The following is a 17,943-nucleotide window of genomic DNA, read 5'->3' as shown; positions in this document are numbered from 1 at the left end:
CGCAAGTCGGTTTTTTTACTGTGTTTAAGACATCATGATTAACCGATGTGCGTTGCGCCACCCATGTATGGTTGCAGTACGCTAGGAACGGCAATACGGCCATCGGCTTGTTGGTTGTTTTCCAAAATGGCTACCATAGTACGGCCCACAGCAAGGCCTGAACCGTTCAGCGTGTGTACAAGCTCAGGTTTATTGCCGCCTTTGCGACGGAAACGGGCTTGCATACGACGCGCTTGGAAATCCCACATGTTTGAGCAAGAGGAGATCTCACGGTATGTGCCTTGCGCAGGAACCCACACTTCTAGATCGTAAGTTTTGCGAGAGCCAAAGCCCATGTCACCTGCACACAACACCACTTTACGGTACGGCAGTTCAAGCAATTTCAGCACTTTTTCCGCATGACCCGTTAACTCTTCCAGCGCCGCCATTGAATCTTCTGGGCGCGTGATCTGAACCAATTCGACTTTATCAAATTGGTGCATACGGATAAGACCACGTGTATCGCGACCATACGATCCCGCCTCAGAACGGAAACAAGGTGTATGAGCTGTCATTTTCAATGGCAGATCGGCTTCGTCAGAAATGGTGTCACGCACCAAGTTCGTTACCGGTACTTCAGCCGTTGGGATAAGAGACAGTTTACGTGGCTCTTCATCATTCACTTTTTCAGTTAGTGGCTCAGTATGGAATAGGTCTTGACCAAATTTAGGTAGCTGACCAGTACCAAACAGGCTGTCAGCGTTGACAAGATAAGGGACATACATTTCTGTATAACCATGTTCTTGTGTGTGCAAGTCCAGCATGAACTGAGCAATCGCACGGTGCAGACGAGCAAATTGGCCTTTCATCACGATAAAGCGAGCGCCAGTAATTTTAGTCGCACTAGCAAAATCTAAACCACCGGCCATTTCGCCAAGATCAACGTGATCTCTGAGCTCAAAATCGTAAGTTTTAGGTTCACCCCAACGAGAAACTTCTACGTTGTCATTTTCATCTTTACCATCAGGAACCGATTCATCTGGTACGTTGGGTACAGACATAGTAATCGCATCCAATTGTGCTTGGATGTCATTCAACTGCGCTTTTTTCGCGTCTAAGTCACTGCCTAGAGAGCCGATTTGTAGCTTGACTGCTTCTGCGCCCGCTTTGTCGCCGGCGGCCATTTTTTGGCCAATTTCTTTGGAGATGGAGTTGCGCGAGGATTGTAAATTTTCAACTTCTACTTGAATGGACTTACGTTGATCTTCAAGTTGACGAATTGTCTCAACGTCGAGTTTGAAACCGCGACGCGCTAATTTTGCAGCTGTTTCATCCAGCTCAGTGCGAAGTAATTTAGAATCCAGCATTGCTAATCCTATGCTTTTAGTTATGAAAAACGCGCCTGCATCCCTTTCTAATCAGAGCGACGCGTAGAGAAAATTGAACCCGACAAAGATAACGAAAAGAGACTATTTTTCATAGCGCTTTTGTGGGCTTTTTGCATCTAAACTAGCCAAGTAATCTAACTTTTCACCAATTTTGGTTTCTAAACCTCGATTTGTTGGCTGGTAGTAGCGTGTATCGCTCATTTCAGGCGGCAAATAACTTTCGCCAGCCGCGTAAGCTCCCGGTTCATCGTGGGCATAGCGATATTGTGCTCCATAACCAAGATCTTTCATCAAACTGGTTGGTGCATTACGCAAATGAGGCGGCACCTCATACTCTGGCAAATTATGCGCATCAGCTAAGGCTTGCTTCCACGCGCTATACACGGCATTACTTTTGGGCGCGCACGCTAAATAGACAATCGCTTGTGCAATAGCACGTTCACCTTCCGCAGGACCAACGCGGGTAAAACAGTCCCAAGCAGCGAGCGCCACCTGCATGCCTCTTGGGTCGGCGTTGCCAACATCTTCCGAAGCTATCGCCAATAAACGGCGAGCGATATAAAGTGGATCGCAGCCTGCTGCGATCATTCTGGCCGACCAATACAGCGCCGCATCGGGGTTGGAACCTCGAATCGATTTATGCACCGCAGAGATAAGGTCGTACCAAATATCGCCTTTATTATCAAAGCGCGACACTTTTTCGCCTGCCACTTCGGCCAACAGTTTGAGCGTAATGAGCTTTTCACCTTGCGCATTCTCTTCGGCCATGTCGTACAGCAGCTCAAGATAATTGAGTGACATGCGCGCATCACCATTGACCAATTCAGCCAAACGTTCGAGCACGTTATCCATAAACTGCGCTGCAACTTTACCTAAACCGCGATCGGCATCGTTGATTGCTTGATTGAGCGCCAGCAAAATTTCATCGCTAGCCAGCGAGGTTAATTTGTACACCCGAGCACGAGATAGCAAAGCGTTGTTGAGCTCAAAAGAGGGATTCTCTGTCGTGGCACCAATGAAAGTCACAGTGCCATCTTCAATGTGTGGCAAAAAGGCATCTTGTTGAGATTTATTAAAACGATGCACTTCGTCTACAAACAAAATAGTACGTCGACCCGCCATTTTATTTTCGCGTGCTTTTTCAATGGCAGCACGGATCTCTTTAACGCCAGAAGTCACCGCAGAAACACGTTCAACCTCTGCATTGGCGTAATTCGCCGCCACTTCAGCCAAGGTCGTTTTACCCGTACCGGGCGGCCCCCACAAGATCATCGAATGAATATGACCAGCCTCTAATGCACGCCGCAAGGGTTTACCCACACCTAAAATGTGCTGCTGGCCAATATACTGCTCAACCGTCTGAGGGCGCATTCTAGCGGCCAACGGACGGAAATCTTCATCACCCGAAAAATCTAAGCGGTAGTTACCCACACTGCTGTAGTTACCCACACTATAATTACTCACGCCTTAGTCCCTATCTCAATTACGTTGATCATCAACCTCGACACCTTGCGGGATCTGGAACGTGAAACGCGCTTTAGCGGCCGGTGTTAGTTGTACATCGCTAAACGTAAACAGACTCTTCTGCCCATCTTGTTCAATCACGTTAAAACCTTTCACGATCCCTTTCTTATCAATCGCTATCTGAAACTGCCCTTGGTTTGAATCTACCGCGGTTGGCGTTAGGGTGAAATCATCACCGTTTTGTGCAACCTTGTAGTGATCCCAATCACTGGCGCGATTACGAGTCAGCAACACAAAAGGAGTTTGTTCCGTCGCTTGTTCTTGATTATAAATACTCACTTGTTCGATAAATGGACTGTAATACCACAAGGTTTTACCATCAGACACCAGTAAGTTTTCATCAGGAGCGGTCGTTTGCCAACGGAAAAGGCTTGGCCGAACAATATCAACTTTCCCCTGACCTTCCATCACAATATCACCTTCAGGGCTGATCACTTGCTGGGCAAAGGTAGCGCTAAAACCAGCGTTCAGCGCGAGGCGTTGGCTCAACTCGTCTTTTGGCGCAGCCAAAACAGCGACAGAAAAACTACACAGCAACAGGGCTAACACTCTTTTCATGATTACCACACTCCATGGATAACAATTTTTTGTCTATAACGTTTTCTATAACGTTTATTGATAAGGCCCTCTTCTCTTAAGAAGCATTCACTTATCAGAACAACTTATTTATCAGAATAACTCGTTTATAAGGGCTTATTTGCTTGGGTTTGTCAGCGTTTTGTTGAGATTAAACCTCAGGCGGCGTACTTTACTGGCCACAGCACTGTTTGAATTTTTTGCCACTGGCGCACGGGCAAGGATCATTGCGTCCAATCTCTTTAAATGGGTTAACCCGCTGCGTTTTCATGCCGAGCATTAATTCATCAGCCATTAACGCCACTTCAGTGATCATGACATCCAACTGCTCAGCAAAATCACTCAAACTGGGTGGTGTTACAAAACCCGCTTCGCTCATCTGCTGCTGCGTTTGTGTTTCATCGATGGCTAACATGAAGGTGGTCAACAAAGCTTGCAGCATGCGCAGGCTGCCATCACCAATTTGAGTCTCTAACCATTGCGGTTCAACGACTGGCCAGACGCTCATAAACCCTTCAGCAAAATCAGCCCACTGAGTCGCATTATCTAGCAAGGCTAACGCCGAATATTCGCTACGTTTGAGCAAGTTATATTGCAGATTAATTTGCGCCATCACCGCTGGTTCAAGTGCTTTGACTTGCTCCCCCACTAAAGGTTCTAACCAAGTTGTGGGTTCTAACGGCTCAGTGGCAAAATTGGATGCTAAAATAGCCCCTTCAAAAAAATGAGCGGATTGAGGAGCTGATTGAGGAAGAGAGAGCAATGAGTAAGTCATGAAAATCTGTACAGTTAAAATGGTTGACCAAGGATTATATACCAACTCTTGCATTTAGTGACTTTTGATTCGGTAACCACTACAATCTCGCCTCGAATTTTTAAGGCGAAATGATGATGCGTGTAATTTTGGGCCCAATGGAAGGTGTGCTAGACCACTTGATGCGTGAACTGCTCACCCAGATGAATGATTACGATCTGTGCGTGACTGAATTTGTGCGTGTCGTTGACCAATTATTGCCTGACCACGTTTTTTATCGCCTTTGTCCTGAACTGAAAACAGGCTCAAAAACACAAGCAGGTGTTCCCGTGCACGTTCAACTGCTCGGCCAAGAGCCACATTGGATGGCAGAAAATGCCGCACGAGTTGCTGAATTAGGCGCGCACGGCATTGACTTGAACTTTGGTTGCCCAGCGAAAACGGTCAACAAACACAAAGGCGGTGCGGCGCTGTTACAACATCCGGAATTGATTTATCAAGTGGTAAAATCATGCCGAGATGCGGTACCGAAAGCGATCCCTGTTTCGGCTAAAATCCGCTTAGGTTGGGAAGACCCTAACGACTGCTTTGAAATTGTCGATGCGATTGAACAAGCTGGAGCAAACGAGCTCACAGTTCATGCCCGAACAAAAGCGGGCGGTTATCGCGCCAGTGAAATTAAGTGGGATTACATTAATCAGATACGCCAGAAGACGTCTCTGCCTCTGATCGCTAATGGCGAAATTTGGAACTACGACGATGGTCAAGCCTGTATTAAAGCAACAGGCGTAGAGTCATTGATGGTTTGTCGAGGCGCATTCAACGTTCCCAATTTAGGCAATGTGGTCAAACATAACCATAAAGTGATGCCTTGGCATGAAGTGGTTGATCTGCTCCTGCGCTATTCGCAATTTGAAATTAGAGGCGATAAAGGCTTTTACTATCCCAACCGAGTCAAGCAATGGTTTACCTACTTACGTCAAGAATATCCTCAAGCTAACGAGCTATTTCGCGAAATCAGGACCTTCACCAAATCGGAACCTATCGTGGAGCACATTCAGCGTTACCGTGATCGGTTACAAAACACCTTGTAATGCGTTTTCTTCAGGCTTTCTCAACATCACGCCGAGAAAGCCTGTTGCTGCTTAGTCAACCACTGTGTTAACTAACCCTCTGTGATAACGAAATAAAACCATTAACTGAGTAGAAGGCTATCATCTGCCAGCTCTTCGCCTCGAACTTTCGAAAACATTTCCAGTAGATCAGGCACTTTCATATTGGCACGCTGCTCACCAGACACATCAAGAACAATTTCACCTTGATGCAGCATTACAGTGCGATCACCACACGCTAAAGCATCTTTCATCGAGTGCGTTACCATCATCACCGTCAAGTTAAATTCTTTGACGATTGTTTTGGTCAAATCAATGATAAAGGCCGCCATTCTAGGGTCCAGAGCCGCAGTGTGCTCATCAAGCAGTAACAATTTACTGTCAGATAAGGTTGCCATCACTAAGCTAACCGCTTGACGCTGCCCACCAGACAGTAGGCCGATGTTATCGCCTAAACGATCTTCTAATCCCAAACCAAGGATAGCGATTCGCTCTTGAAACAACTTGCGACGTGATGAAGAAAGTGACAGCCCCCACCCTCGGCGCTTGCCGCGCATGTAGGCTAAAGCCATATTCTCTTCAATGGTTAAATCGCCACATGTACCGGCAAGTGGGTCTTGGAACACGCGAGCGCATAAACGTGCACGCTGATCCACGCTCTGGCGCGTGACATCGACTTCATCGATGAGTACTTTGCCTGCCATCATGGGCGTTTCGCCCGTTACAGCGCCTAATAATGTCGATTTCCCAGCACCATTTGAGCCAATCACAGTTAAAAATTGATGTTCAGGTACTTCGAGGTGAACACCTCTTAACGCTCTATTTTCTAAAATTGTGCCAGGGTTAAACGTGACTTGAATATCTTCTAAACGAATCATAATGTTTCTCCTGACGCTTTATCCTGCTTAGCAACAACCGACTTCTGAGCAGGAGAATTACCCTTTTTTGCTTTGAAGTTCCTTTTCATTTTTGGCGCAATCAGTGCAATGGCCACCAGCACAGCAGTAACTAAGTTGAGATCAGACGCCTGCAAACCGAACATGCCCGAGCTCAAAGCAAAGGCGACCGCTAAACGGTACAACACTGAACCGACGATGACCGCCAGCACTGCAACCCAGATCCGGCGCCCAGGGATCAACGTCTGCCCCAAGATCACAGCAGCAAGGCCAACTACAATCGTCCCTACGCCCGAAGTTACATCAGCAAAACTGTTGGTTTGCGCAAACAGTGCCCCAGCAAAACCGACAAAACCATTCGATAACGCAAGAGCAAAATAGGTATAAAACGAGGTGCTTCCGCCTTGTGCTCTCACCATGCGGGCATTAACACCCGTAGCACGCAGTCCAAGTCCAAAGTCACTGTTTAATAATCGCACCACAAACCAGGCCGAAATCAAGACCAATACACCCACGACCAGCGGACGAATGTAAACCGAGTCACCCATGGCTTCAAAGGGCGTAAGAATGGTCTCCTCCCCAAGCAGAGCAATATTGGGGCGTCCCATAATACGAATATTGATGGAGAAGGCGGCAATCATGGTGAGAATCGACGCCAATAGATGCAAAATACCGCAGCGAACCGCAAGAAATGCAGTCACCCAACCGGTAAAGGCACCCGCAAGTATTGCCATTCCTGTAGCAACCCAAGGGTTAATACCTGCCACAATCGCCGTTGCGGCCACCGCAGCGCCCATAGGGAAGCTGCCGTCAACGCTTAAATCGGGGAAATCAAGGACACGGAAAGTGAGGTAAACACCCAATGCCACTAATCCGTACAGCAGCCCTATCTCTAGAGCGCCAAAAAAAGCAAAAGCAGACATAACAACTCCTTTCTCTGCTTAAACAGAGCTAAAGCCTTCGCTCTAGCTCTGAATGGTCTTTATTTTACGCTCGTAGCACGATCAAGTACTGACTGAGGAATCGTTACGCCCAGTTTTTCCGCTGCGGTTTTGTTGATCATTAAATCAGACCCTTTGGCCACTTTAACATCCAGTTTACCCGGTGCTTGGCCTTCCAAGATAGCGACAACATAGTCCGCGGTTTGTACGCCAATTTGGTAATAATCAAAGCCAAGGCTAGCAATCGCTCCTCGTTCAACATAAGAGGTTGCTGCGCCAAATACTGGGGTCTTAGCTTGGTTTGCCGAAACAATCATCCCTTCAATCGCACTGGCGACGGTATTATCAATCAGGGCATAGATAATGTCTGATTTTGAGGCAATCGCCTGTGTCGCAGTTTGTACGTCTGCGCTTTTTAAGGCTGTCGCTTCAATAAGTTTAATGCCATGTTTTTGAGTGCTCGATTTAAGCAGTTCCATCAAGCTCACTGCATTGGCCTCACCAGGGTTATAAACTACGCCGATAGATTTCACGTTTGGCATGATCTCTTTGATCAGCTCAATGTGCTGTTCAACTGGTGATAGATCAGAAAGCCCGGTCACGTTCTTACCCGGTTGCTCAAGTTTTTTCACCAATTTAGCACCGACAGGATCGGTCACCGCCGTGAACACGACAGGAATAGTTTTGGTTGCAGAGACGAGCGCTTGCGCCGTGGGGGTTGCGATGCCGACTAACACATCAGGATTTTCCCCGACAAATTGGCGCGCAATTTGAACAGCAATAGCTGGGTTGCCTTGCGCGGTTTTAAAATCAAAATCTAGATTTTTGCCTTGTTCATAACCTTTTGCTTTTAAACCATCAAGTAAACCTTGTCTGGTTGCGTCTAAAGCTGGGTGCTCAACAATTTGCGATACGGCGACTTTCGCTGTTTTGGCCATGATGCTTGTGGAAGAGAATAATACTGCTCCTGCAAAAACGGCGGTAACAATGGCTTTGCCTGCTTTCATCTTAACTCCTTGATTTAAGCATTATACCCTTCCTACTTAAAGCGGTAGCAGTGCTAGCAAATGCGCTCATCCCGTTAAACACAGTTAACCTGTGCCACATTAGGATTCATCCCATTGCAGATTGCTTACAACTTCATATTGTTTGGGTATACATGTTGGATGTTGTGTTTTTAATATTTTTATGTACGCGCACTGAGCGTCGCTGACAACATTATTACCAGTAACTCAGGCTAAAGGGAAGTGAGGTTTAACAGTAAAGTAACAAAAAGAGAGATAAGAATAAGGCGAAAGTTGAATAACAAAGAGGAGTTCACTGCGGAAGTCCTCTTTGCCTTTTATTTACATGCTAACTGGGTGGCTAGAACCAGCGTTCTAACGCGGCTTCATCTAACTGACGGAATGCTCGGTTGAGGATAGCAGCCAGCTCTTTGTATCTCGGCTTCGCTTTGATTGGCTCTAAAGCAAAACCAGTATCGACAATCTTCTGGTACAGCTCTCGGTACCACCCAGCAAGCGAAGGTGGAAGTTGGGTATTGGCGCGGTTTCCCAGCCACCACATACCTTGTAGCGGTAAGCTTATGGCAAAAAGTGCCACTACCACTGCTTGGGGCATCGCCTGTGTATTTTCAAAAACCATCTGTGTCAGTACACTGATTGCGGCGATAGCTGGCATAGCCTTAACGCCAAAACGCGTGGCTTTAATGATCCGTTGCTCAGGAAAAATGAGGCCTAGCTCTTTGCGCACAGGCCAAACATCCATATATTTCTGACCATCTTTCAGGCTGTGAACGATTCCAACTTTGTTATTCATAGCGCGCCCTCACTCTCGATGCTGCCCATTCAACTAAAAAATAGTTTAATGATTCAACTAATCTAGTAAAAAATTGATAGAAGTTAATATTATTTCAATTTTTTTTTGTTATATTGGCCCATTATCGCTATTCTTTGCGAGCCCTCAATCTCATTGTTGCCGTTATTTACAATTTAGGCAACTCCGAGATGAAATCTGCAAGGAATGCATCGACGACTTTACGTTAAAAGCCCCGTCTCATTATACGGAAATTCAAGTTTTATTGACCAAGATTAGTAGCGCTCCACAACGGTTCTACTATTCTTGTGAATGATTTTTATCCTAACCGATTATTACAGGTAGTCACACATGTCTAAGCTAGTTTTAGTTTTAAACTGCGGTAGTTCTTCTCTTAAATTTGCTGTTGTCGATGCAGAAACAGGTGCTGAGCACCTATCAGGTCTTGCTGAATGTCTTCACCTTCCTGAAGCACGTATCAAGTGGAAACTTGACGGTAAACACGAAGCGCAACTAGGCGAAGGTGCAGCGCACGAAGAAGCACTCGCGTTTATGGTTGAAACTATTCTTGCTTCTAAGCCAGAGCTTAAAGCTAACCTTGGCGCTATCGGTCACCGTATCGTACACGGTGGTGAGCAGTTCACTCAATCTGCACTTATCTCTGATGATGTACTGAAAGGTATCCAAGACGCTGCAACCTTTGCACCGCTTCATAACCCAGCACACATCATCGGTATCGAAGCCGCTAAGAAAAACTTCCCTGAGCTTCAAAACGTAGCTGTGTTTGATACTGCGTTCCATCAAACTATGCCTGAAGAGTCTTTCCTATATGCTCTTCCGTACAATCTATACAAAGAGCATGGTATCCGTCGTTATGGAATGCATGGTACTTCACACTTATTCATCACTCGTGAAGTTGCAGGCCTACTCAACAAGCCAGTTGAAGAAGTTAACATCATCAACTGTCACCTAGGCAATGGTGCTTCTGTTTGTGCGATCAAAAACGGTCAATCAGTTGATACTTCAATGGGTCTAACGCCGCTTGAAGGTTTGGTGATGGGCACACGTTGTGGTGACATCGACCCTGCAATCATCTTCCACCTGCACGATGCACTGGGTTACTCAGTTGATCAAATCAACACTATGCTAACCAAAGAGTCTGGCCTACAAGGCTTAACTCAAGTGACTTCGGATTGCCGTTTTGTTGAAGATAACTACGGTGAGAAAGAAGAAGCGACTCGTGCAATGGACGTGTTCTGCCACCGCCTAGCAAAATACGTGGCTGGCTACACAGCAAGCCTTGACGGTCGCCTAGACGCTATCGTCTTCACTGGTGGTATCGGTGAGAACTCAGGCCCTATCCGTGAAATGGTACTAAACCGTTTGGCTATCTTCGGTATCGAAGTCGACAGCGCAGCAAACCTAAAAGCACGTTTTGGCGGCGAAGGTGTGATCACAACGGCAAACAGCCGTATTCCAGCTATGGTTATCTCGACTAATGAAGAGCTAGTGATTGCTGAAGATACTGCTCGTCTGGCAGGCCTTTAATTGACTTTCTGGCTAACTCTCTGAGTTAGCCAGTTTTTTACCGGGGCTCAACCCTTAGTTTCTAGCGATTTAGGTCAGCAGGCTTATTTCCGAAGAAGGTCATGTTGGGCTTTGTTCCTTTTTCAATCTAGTTTCGGTTAGATTGATTTCAATAGTTTGAGGTACTCTACTCATGTCCCGTACTATTATGCTTATCCCTATCAGCGCTGGTGTTGGTCTTACCAGCGTGAGCATGGGTGTCCTTCGCGCCATGGAGCGTAAAGGTGTTAGCGTTTCTTTTTATAAGCCTATTGCACAACCTCGCTCGGGTGGCGATCAACCTGATCTCACTTCAACGATTATCGGTCGCAACAGCGACATCAGCATTGCAGAACCGATGATGATGTCAGCGGCAGAAACGTTGATCGGTAGCGAAAAGATGGATGTGTTGCTTGAAACCGTCGTTGAGCGTTACAACCACATCAATAAAGATTCTGAGGTAACGCTGATTGAAGGCCTTGTGCCAACACGCAAACACCCATTCGCGAACCAAGTGAACGCAGAAATTGCCAAAACACTGGGCGCAGAAATTGTGTTTGTCGCGACACCGGGAACGGACAACCCAACTCAGTTGAAAGAGCGTATTGAAGTTGCGTGCTCAAACTTTGGTGGAACAAAAAATAAAAACATTTCAGGTGTGATTATCAACAAGCTTAATGCCCCTGTTGATGAAGCAGGCCGCACTCGCCCTGACTTATCAGAAATTTTTGATGATGCAGATAGCGCGAAACAAGCCAATTTAGAAGTGATGCAGATCTTCAACACTAGCCCAATTCGTGTGTTAGGTTGCGTGCCTTGGAGTATCGATCTTATCGCGACTCGTGCTATTGATATGGCCAAACACCTGAAAGCTGAAATTATTAATGAAGGTGAAATTAAGTCTCGCCGTATTAAGAGCATCACTTTCTGTGCGCGTTCTTTGCCACACATGATTGAGCACTTTAAGCCAGGGTCACTCTTAGTGACATCGGCCGATCGTCCTGACGTGATTGTTGCCGCCTCTCTGGCCGCAATGAATGGCGTTGAAATTGGTGCGGTACTGCTGACTGGCGGTTACGATATGCCACAAGAGATTGTGAACCTATGTAAACCAGCCTTTGAAAGCGGATTGCCTATTTTTAAAGCACAAGGTAACACTTGGCAAACGTCACTCAACCTACAAAGCTTTAGCTTAGAAGTTCCAGCTGACGATAAAGAACGTATCGAGTTCATCAGCGATCATGTTGCTAGCCACATCGATGGTCCTTGGATTAATTCGCTCACTGAAGGCACGCAAGGTATTCGTCGCCTTAGCCCGCCAGCATTCCGTTACCAGTTAACTGAGTATGCTCGTCGTGCAGGTAAACGTATTGTGCTTCCTGAAGGGGATGAACCACGCACAGTGAAAGCGGCCTCTATTTGTGCTGAGCGCGGTATTGCGACTTGTGTTCTACTTGGTAACCCTGATGAAATCCGCCGTGTTGCTGCGCAGCAAGGCGTTGAGTTAGGTGCTGGCGTTGAAATTATCGATGCTGACTCAGTGCGCGAAAACTACGTTGCTCGCTTGGTTGAGCTGCGTGGTTCAAAAGGCATGACGGAAGTTGTGGCTCGTGAAAAACTGCAAGATTCAGTATTCCTTGGCACAATGATGCTTGAAGCGGATGAAGTTGACGGTTTGGTTTCTGGTGCGGTTCATACCACAGCCAACACCATTGTTCCTCCATTCCAAATCATTAAGACCGCGCCAAATGCCTCGATTGTATCCTCTATCTTCTTCATGCTATTGCCTGATCAAGTGTTGGTATACGGCGACTGCGCCATCAACCCAGATCCAAATGCTGAACAGCTTGCTGAAATTGCGATTCAATCGGCCGATTCTGCGGCAGCATTCGGCATTGACCCGCGCGTGGCGATGATCTCCTACTCGACAGGTGAATCAGGTAAGGGTGCTGATGTAGATAAAGTGCGTGAAGCGACGCGCATTGCTCAAGAGAAACGTCCAGATCTTATTATCGACGGTCCTTTGCAATACGATGCTGCAATCATGGAAAACGTGGCGGCTTCTAAAGCACCAAACTCTCCAGTCGCTGGTAAAGCAACGGTATTTGTCTTCCCTGACCTAAACACAGGTAATACAACTTACAAAGCTGTACAACGCTCAGCAGACCTTGTTTCTATCGGTCCAATGCTGCAAGGCATGCGTAAACCAGTAAACGATTTGTCTCGCGGTGCGTTGGTTGACGATATTGTTTACACAATCGCGTTGACGGCGATTCAAGCAAGCCAAGAAACAAAATAAAATTCTTAGCTTAACTTGCTGATTAAAAGGCTCTTATGTATCACATAAGAGCCTTTTTTATAACACACTTCCACCCTCGTTATAACCCAATAAAGCCGCGCTCATGGGGCGTATCAAGATCAAGATCCGGCCCCTTAGGTACCACTTGCGTTGGGTTAATGCCGATATGGCTGAAATAATAGTGGCGTTTGATGTGGTAAAAATCGGTCGTTTGTTTGATTCCGTCAATTTGGTACAGCTCTTTTAAGTAACCGCTTAAGTTCTCATAATCGGCGATCCGCTGTTTATTGCATTTAAAATGCCCGACATAAACAGCGTCAAAACGGATAAGTGTAGTGAATAAACGCCAATCCGCCTCGGTGATCTGGTTACCGATCAAGTAACGATGCGTTGCTAGATGGTTGTTGACCTTATCTAACGCAGTGAAAAGTGCATCATAAGCATCGTCATAAGCCTCTTGCGTGGTCGCAAACCCACATCGATAAACGCCATTATTAATATTGGGGTAGATATACGCATTCCATTCATCGATAGCTTTGCTGAGTACTTGCGGATAGTAGTCGTGCTGGTTACCCGTTAACTCATTAAAAGCACTGTTAAACATGCGAATAATCTCAGAAGATTCATTGCTAACAATGGTATTGGTCTTCTTATCCCACAGCACAGGTACAGTTACTCGCCCTGAATAATCTACCTTTGCTTTGGTGTAGATTTGATGGAGCTTGGTATAGCCGAACAGAGGTTCAGGGATACCAAAAGACCAACCTTCACTTAGCATGTCAGGACAAACGACAGTGACATCAATGTGTTCGGTGAGTGATTTGAGTTGATGAAAAATCAATGTACGGTGAGCCCAAGGGCATGCCAAAGAGACATACAAATGATAACGGCCCGATTCTGGTTGAAATCGTGCATCTGGCTGGCTGTCGACCCAGTGTCTGAATCCTGCATCTTCGCGTACAAAATGCCCAGCGCTGCTTTTGGTGTCATACCAAACATCGTGCCAGACGCCTTCAACTAATTTTCCCATAATCTCCACTCCTCATTCCGATGACTTTTTTATTATAAGTAGGATAGAAAATGGTAAAACCGGAGGAAGTTGTCCTTGTTATTCAGAAATTTTGAACAGTGCGATTTACCCCGCTAAGCGCACAGATAAAAAAAGCGCGACCCAGAAATTCGTCGCGCTTAAGCCTGTCACAGGCTAAATTTAGAGTTCGACATGCAAACAAGACACAGCATGTTCATCACTACCTTTAATCTGCGGTTTTTGCTGGGCGCAAATTTCCGTCGCTTGAGGACAGCGGGTACGGAAAACACATCCAGAAGGCGGGTTGATTGGCGAGGGTAAATCCCCTTCTAGCATCTGAATTTTCTTAGCACGCTCCAGTTTTGGATCTGGAATTGGCACAGCCGACATCAAAGCTTTGGTGTAAGGGTGTGATGGATTCGCAAACAACGCCTCAGAGGTGCCAAGCTCGACCGCATTGCCTAAATACATCACGAGTACACGATCAGAGATGTGTTTCACTACCGATAAATCATGGGCAATAAAAACCAAACTTAAACCAAGCTCATTTTGCAGCTCTTTGAGCAGGTTAACCACCTGCGCTTGGATTGAAACATCCAAAGCAGAAACTGGCTCATCACAGATGATCATTTTCGGTTTTAAAATGAGCGCACGGGCAATACCAATACGTTGACACTGGCCACCAGAGAATTCATGGGGATAGCGGTTAATGACGTTCGGCAATAAACCGACTTTTGTCATCATCTCTTTTACACGATCCTTTACTTCTTGCTTCGAAAGTTCTGGATAAAAGGTTTGAAGTGGCTCTGCAATAATATCGCCAACCGACATTCTTGGGTTCAATGACGCCAGTGGGTCTTGGAAAATCATCTGAATTTGCTTACGGGTTTTGCGACGCTCAACCTCATGCATTTTCGTCAAATCATTTCCTAGCCACACCACTTCACCCTCGGTGGCTTCGACTAAACCAATGATCGCTCGCGCAAAAGTAGACTTTCCGCAACCTGATTCGCCTACTACACCGAGAGTTTCACCCTCATATAGGCGCACATTAACGCCATCTACGGCTTTTAGGTTGGATGGTTTAGACCACGGCCACGCGGATTTAGAGGCAATATTGAAGTGAACTTTGAGGTTCTTTACATCCAGTAATAATGGTTTTTGTTCGCTCATTTAACCCAAGCCTCCCAATCAGAAAAACAGGCACGTTGGCGACCATCGGCAAATGGCAATAAAATAGGTGCTTCACGTTTACAGCGTTCTGTCACTCGGTGGCAGCGCTCTTGATAAGGACAACCCGGTGGCAATCGTAGCAAGTTAGGTGGGTTTCCAGGAATTGTTGGTAATATTTCACCTTCCGTATCCAAACGAGGAATGGCTTTTAATAAACCTTCAGCGTAAGGGTGACTCGGGTTGTAGAAAATCTCATCCACAGAGCCATATTCCATCGTACGCCCAGCATACATTACCAATACTTTGTCACATGAACCCGCAACCACACCTAGATCATGGGTGATCATGATAATGGCGGTATTGAATTCGCTTTTGAGCTCGTTCAACAAATCCATAATTTGGGCTTGCACCGTTACGTCCAATGCGGTGGTGGGTTCATCGGCAATCAGTAACTTAGGCCGGCATAACAACGCCATTGCAATCATAACGCGTTGGCGCATACCGCCAGAAAACTCATGCGGATACATGGTAATTCGCTTACGCGCTTCGGGGATTTTAACCGCCTCTAGCATACGTACCGACTCTTCAAATGCGGCCGACTTGCTCATTCCTTTGTGCAGCATCAGCACTTCCATCAACTGCTCGCTGACCTTCATATAAGGATTCAGTGACGTCATTGGATCTTGGAAGATCATCGCAATTTGTTCAGCGCGCACTTTGTTCAAGGCTTTTTCTGGCAAATTGAGGATCTCTTTCCCTTCAAATTTTGCGCTACCCGTGATAATACCATTTTTGGCAAGTAGACCCATAATAGCGAACACGGTTTGCGATTTACCAGAGCCAGACTCCCCTACGATACCGAGGGTTTCGCCTTGCTCCAGTGAAAAAGTTAAATCGTTGACAGCGGTAACAATACCATCTTGAGTGGTAAATTCGACCCGCAGATCTTTGACATCTAATAAGCTCATTATTGCTTCCTTAATCTTTTAATTATCGGTCTTTAGGATCAAGCGCATCGCGCAGACCATCACCGACATAGTTAAAGCAAAACAGGGTGACCACCATGAACGCGGCTGGGAAAGCAAGTTGCCAAATAGCGACTTCCATTGTTTGTGAACCTTCTTGTAGAAGTGCTCCCCAGCTTGTCATCGGCTCTTGAACACCAAGACCAAGGAAAGATAAAAATGACTCTGTCAAAATCATACTTGGGATCAACAGCGTCGAATAGACCGCTACAATACCCAACACGTTTGGCACAATATGACGTGTAATAATTTTCCAGTTGCTGACGCCACACACATGCGCCGCTTCAATAAACTCTTTGCTGCGTAGGCTCAAGGTTTGGCCACGCACAATTCGCGCCATATCAAGCCATGCAATTGCACCGATAGCGACGAAGATAAGCACGATATTGCGGCCAAAAAACGTGACCAACACAATAACAAGGAACATGAAAGGAACAGCGTATAGAATCTCCAAAATACGCATCATAATGCGGTCTACTTTACCGCCAATGAAGCCCGACGCCGCACCATAAAGTGTGCCGATCAGAACAGCAACCAACGCGCCCATTACGCCAACCATCAGCGAAATTCGCCCACCAACTAAGGTACGCACATACAAATCACGCCCAAGGCTATCGGTGCCGAACCAATGATCCGCATTGGGCCCAACGTGCATTGAATACCAGTCCGTATTGTCATAGGTATACGGGGCCATCATCGGTAGTACGATCACCGCAAGGGTCATCATTGTCAGAATACACAAGCTGACCATTGCCGCTCTGTTACGCATAAAGCGAATTCGCGCATCTTGCCATAAGCTGCGGCCAGCTATTTCTAAGTTTTCAGAAAACTTCTCAACCGCGGCTAGGTTTTCTCTTTTCGTTAACATAACCATACGTCCCTGTTAGTAGCGAATTTTCGGGTCAATGACCGCAAGCAAAATATCAACAATGGCGTTGAAAAGAATAAATAGGAAACCAATTAAAATGGTTACACCCATCACCAATGAGTAATCGCGGTTAAATGCAGCGTTAACAAACAGCTTACCGATACCCGGTAGACCGAAAATCGTTTCAATCACCACAGACCCCGTAATAATACCGACAAATGCAGGCCCCATATACGACACAACAGGCAGTAAAGCTGGCTTCAAAGCATGGTTAACAACGATATAGGGATAACTCAATCCTTTCGCGCGTGCCGTGCGAATAAAGTTACTGTTGAGTGTTTCTATCATTGAGCCACGGGTGATACGGGCAAAGGTGGCAATATAGAGCATCGACATACCCAGCACTGGCAGTACTAAATATTGGAAACTTCCATCTAACCAACCACCAGCCGGGAATATTTTCCAATGCAAGGAGAAGAGATAAATTAAAGCTGGGGCGAGAACAAACGACGGCATCACCACGCCAATCATTGCCGTCGACATGATGGTGTAGTCAATCCAAGTGTTATGTTTTAGTGCGGCAATCGTGCCAATGGAAACACCCGCGATAACGGTAAAAATAAACGCGATAAAGCCGACTTTTGCCGAGACAGGCAAGGCAACGGCGATCAATTCATTCACCGTATAATCTTGGTATTTGAATGATGGGCCAAAATCACCTTGCAAAATATTGGTCAAGTAGGTGAAGTATTGCTCAGACACGGGCTTGTCTAAGCCATATTTGGCTTCAATGTTGGCCATCACTTCCGGTGGTAAAGGACGTTCGCTTGAGAATGGATTACCAGGAGCGAAACGCATGAGAAAGAAAGATACCGTGATCAACACCAACATGGTTGGTATCGCTTCTAATATCCTTTTTGCGATGAATTTAAGCATAAACTCACTCTTTCAGTCTGTGACAATGAAAATTAGAAAGACGCTGCATGTAAATTACTAT

At 46.2% G+C, this 17,943-nt stretch carries 16 protein-coding genes; 3 read left to right on the top strand and 13 right to left on the bottom strand.

Going from position 1 to position 17,943, the window contains the following annotated elements; all coding sequences use genetic code 11:
- Nucleotides 1–38: 38 nt before the first annotated feature.
- The 4 genes from serS to AACQ75_RS12575 form a co-directional block, all read right to left on the bottom strand.
- Nucleotides 39–1,346, bottom strand: a complete 1,308-nt coding sequence (serS, locus tag AACQ75_RS12590; RefSeq protein WP_170888747.1) for a serine--tRNA ligase — start codon at nt 1,344–1,346, stop codon at nt 39–41.
- A gap of 102 nt (nt 1,347–1,448) precedes the next feature.
- Nucleotides 1,449–2,798 (bottom strand): AAA family ATPase, encoded by a 1,350-nt coding sequence (locus AACQ75_RS12585; protein WP_170888804.1) that lies wholly within the window; start codon nt 2,796–2,798, stop codon nt 1,449–1,451.
- A 48-nt stretch (nt 2,799–2,846) separates the two neighbouring features.
- Complete coding sequence (gene lolA, locus AACQ75_RS12580) at nt 2,847–3,449, bottom strand: outer membrane lipoprotein chaperone LolA (RefSeq protein WP_170888746.1); 603 nt, start codon at nt 3,447–3,449, stop codon at nt 2,847–2,849.
- Between the two features lie 190 nt (nt 3,450–3,639).
- Nucleotides 3,640–4,296 (bottom strand): YecA family protein, encoded by a 657-nt coding sequence (locus AACQ75_RS12575; RefSeq protein ID WP_170888745.1) that lies wholly within the window; start codon nt 4,294–4,296, stop codon nt 3,640–3,642.
- 62 nt (nt 4,297–4,358) lie between these two features.
- Here AACQ75_RS12575 and dusC point away from each other — a divergent pair, with 62 nt between their 5' ends.
- Nucleotides 4,359–5,315 (top strand): tRNA dihydrouridine(16) synthase DusC, encoded by a 957-nt coding sequence (gene dusC / locus AACQ75_RS12570; RefSeq protein ID WP_088718024.1) that lies wholly within the window; start codon nt 4,359–4,361, stop codon nt 5,313–5,315.
- A 101-nt stretch (nt 5,316–5,416) separates the two neighbouring features.
- Here dusC and AACQ75_RS12565 read toward each other — a convergent pair whose 3' ends face one another.
- From AACQ75_RS12565 to yfbV, 4 genes are all read right to left on the bottom strand, one after another.
- On the bottom strand, nt 5,417–6,211 hold the full coding sequence (locus AACQ75_RS12565; protein WP_010319725.1) for an ABC transporter ATP-binding protein: 795 nt from the start codon (nt 6,209–6,211) through the stop codon (nt 5,417–5,419).
- Entirely contained in the window at nt 6,208–7,152 is a 945-nt protein-coding gene (locus AACQ75_RS12560; RefSeq protein ID WP_013856502.1) for an ABC transporter permease, read from the bottom strand. The genes AACQ75_RS12565 and AACQ75_RS12560 overlap by 4 nt, the downstream gene beginning before the upstream one ends.
- Nucleotides 7,153–7,211: 59 nt before the next feature.
- On the bottom strand, nt 7,212–8,177 hold the full coding sequence (locus tag AACQ75_RS12555; RefSeq protein WP_170888744.1) for an ABC transporter substrate-binding protein: 966 nt from the start codon (nt 8,175–8,177) through the stop codon (nt 7,212–7,214).
- A gap of 358 nt (nt 8,178–8,535) precedes the next feature.
- Nucleotides 8,536–8,988, bottom strand: coding sequence for a terminus macrodomain insulation protein YfbV (gene yfbV / locus AACQ75_RS12550; protein WP_017045157.1), 453 nt, complete (start codon nt 8,986–8,988; stop codon nt 8,536–8,538).
- 348 nt (nt 8,989–9,336) lie between these two features.
- Here yfbV and AACQ75_RS12545 point away from each other — a divergent pair, with 348 nt between their 5' ends.
- Together AACQ75_RS12545 and pta are read left to right on the top strand one after the other, a co-directional pair.
- Entirely contained in the window at nt 9,337–10,533 is a 1,197-nt protein-coding gene (locus AACQ75_RS12545) for an acetate kinase (RefSeq protein WP_013856499.1), read from the top strand.
- 172 nt (nt 10,534–10,705) lie between these two features.
- Entirely contained in the window at nt 10,706–12,850 is a 2,145-nt protein-coding gene (gene pta, locus AACQ75_RS12540; protein ID WP_013856498.1) for a phosphate acetyltransferase, read from the top strand.
- A 79-nt stretch (nt 12,851–12,929) separates the two neighbouring features.
- Here the strand turns inward: pta and AACQ75_RS12535 are convergent, their stop codons facing one another.
- The 5 genes from AACQ75_RS12535 to oppB form a co-directional block, all read right to left on the bottom strand.
- Nucleotides 12,930–13,880, bottom strand: a complete 951-nt coding sequence (locus tag AACQ75_RS12535) for a glutathione S-transferase family protein (RefSeq protein ID WP_094132232.1) — start codon at nt 13,878–13,880, stop codon at nt 12,930–12,932.
- 180 nt (nt 13,881–14,060) lie between these two features.
- The gene (gene oppF / locus AACQ75_RS12530) at nt 14,061–15,053 is read right to left on the bottom strand and encodes a murein tripeptide/oligopeptide ABC transporter ATP binding protein OppF (protein WP_010319732.1); all 993 of its coding nucleotides are present in this window, start codon (nt 15,051–15,053) and stop codon (nt 14,061–14,063) included.
- The gene (locus tag AACQ75_RS12525) at nt 15,050–16,021 is read right to left on the bottom strand and encodes an ABC transporter ATP-binding protein (RefSeq protein WP_010319733.1); all 972 of its coding nucleotides are present in this window, start codon (nt 16,019–16,021) and stop codon (nt 15,050–15,052) included. Before AACQ75_RS12525 ends, oppF begins: the two co-directional genes overlap by 4 nt.
- 22 nt (nt 16,022–16,043) lie before the next feature.
- The gene (gene oppC / locus AACQ75_RS12520; protein WP_026028150.1) at nt 16,044–16,946 is read right to left on the bottom strand and encodes an oligopeptide ABC transporter permease OppC; all 903 of its coding nucleotides are present in this window, start codon (nt 16,944–16,946) and stop codon (nt 16,044–16,046) included.
- A 15-nt stretch (nt 16,947–16,961) separates the two neighbouring features.
- Nucleotides 16,962–17,882, bottom strand: coding sequence for an oligopeptide ABC transporter permease OppB (oppB, locus tag AACQ75_RS12515; protein ID WP_013856495.1), 921 nt, complete (start codon nt 17,880–17,882; stop codon nt 16,962–16,964).
- Nucleotides 17,883–17,943 lie beyond the last annotated feature (61 nt).

It is taken from the genome of Vibrio sp. B1-2 (genome assembly GCF_963888445.1).
In the GTDB taxonomy this organism is placed as follows: domain Bacteria; phylum Pseudomonadota; class Gammaproteobacteria; order Enterobacterales; family Vibrionaceae; genus Vibrio; species Vibrio anguillarum.
Note: the sequence above shows the minus strand (reverse complement) of the source record. Positions and strands in the feature narration are given on the sequence as shown.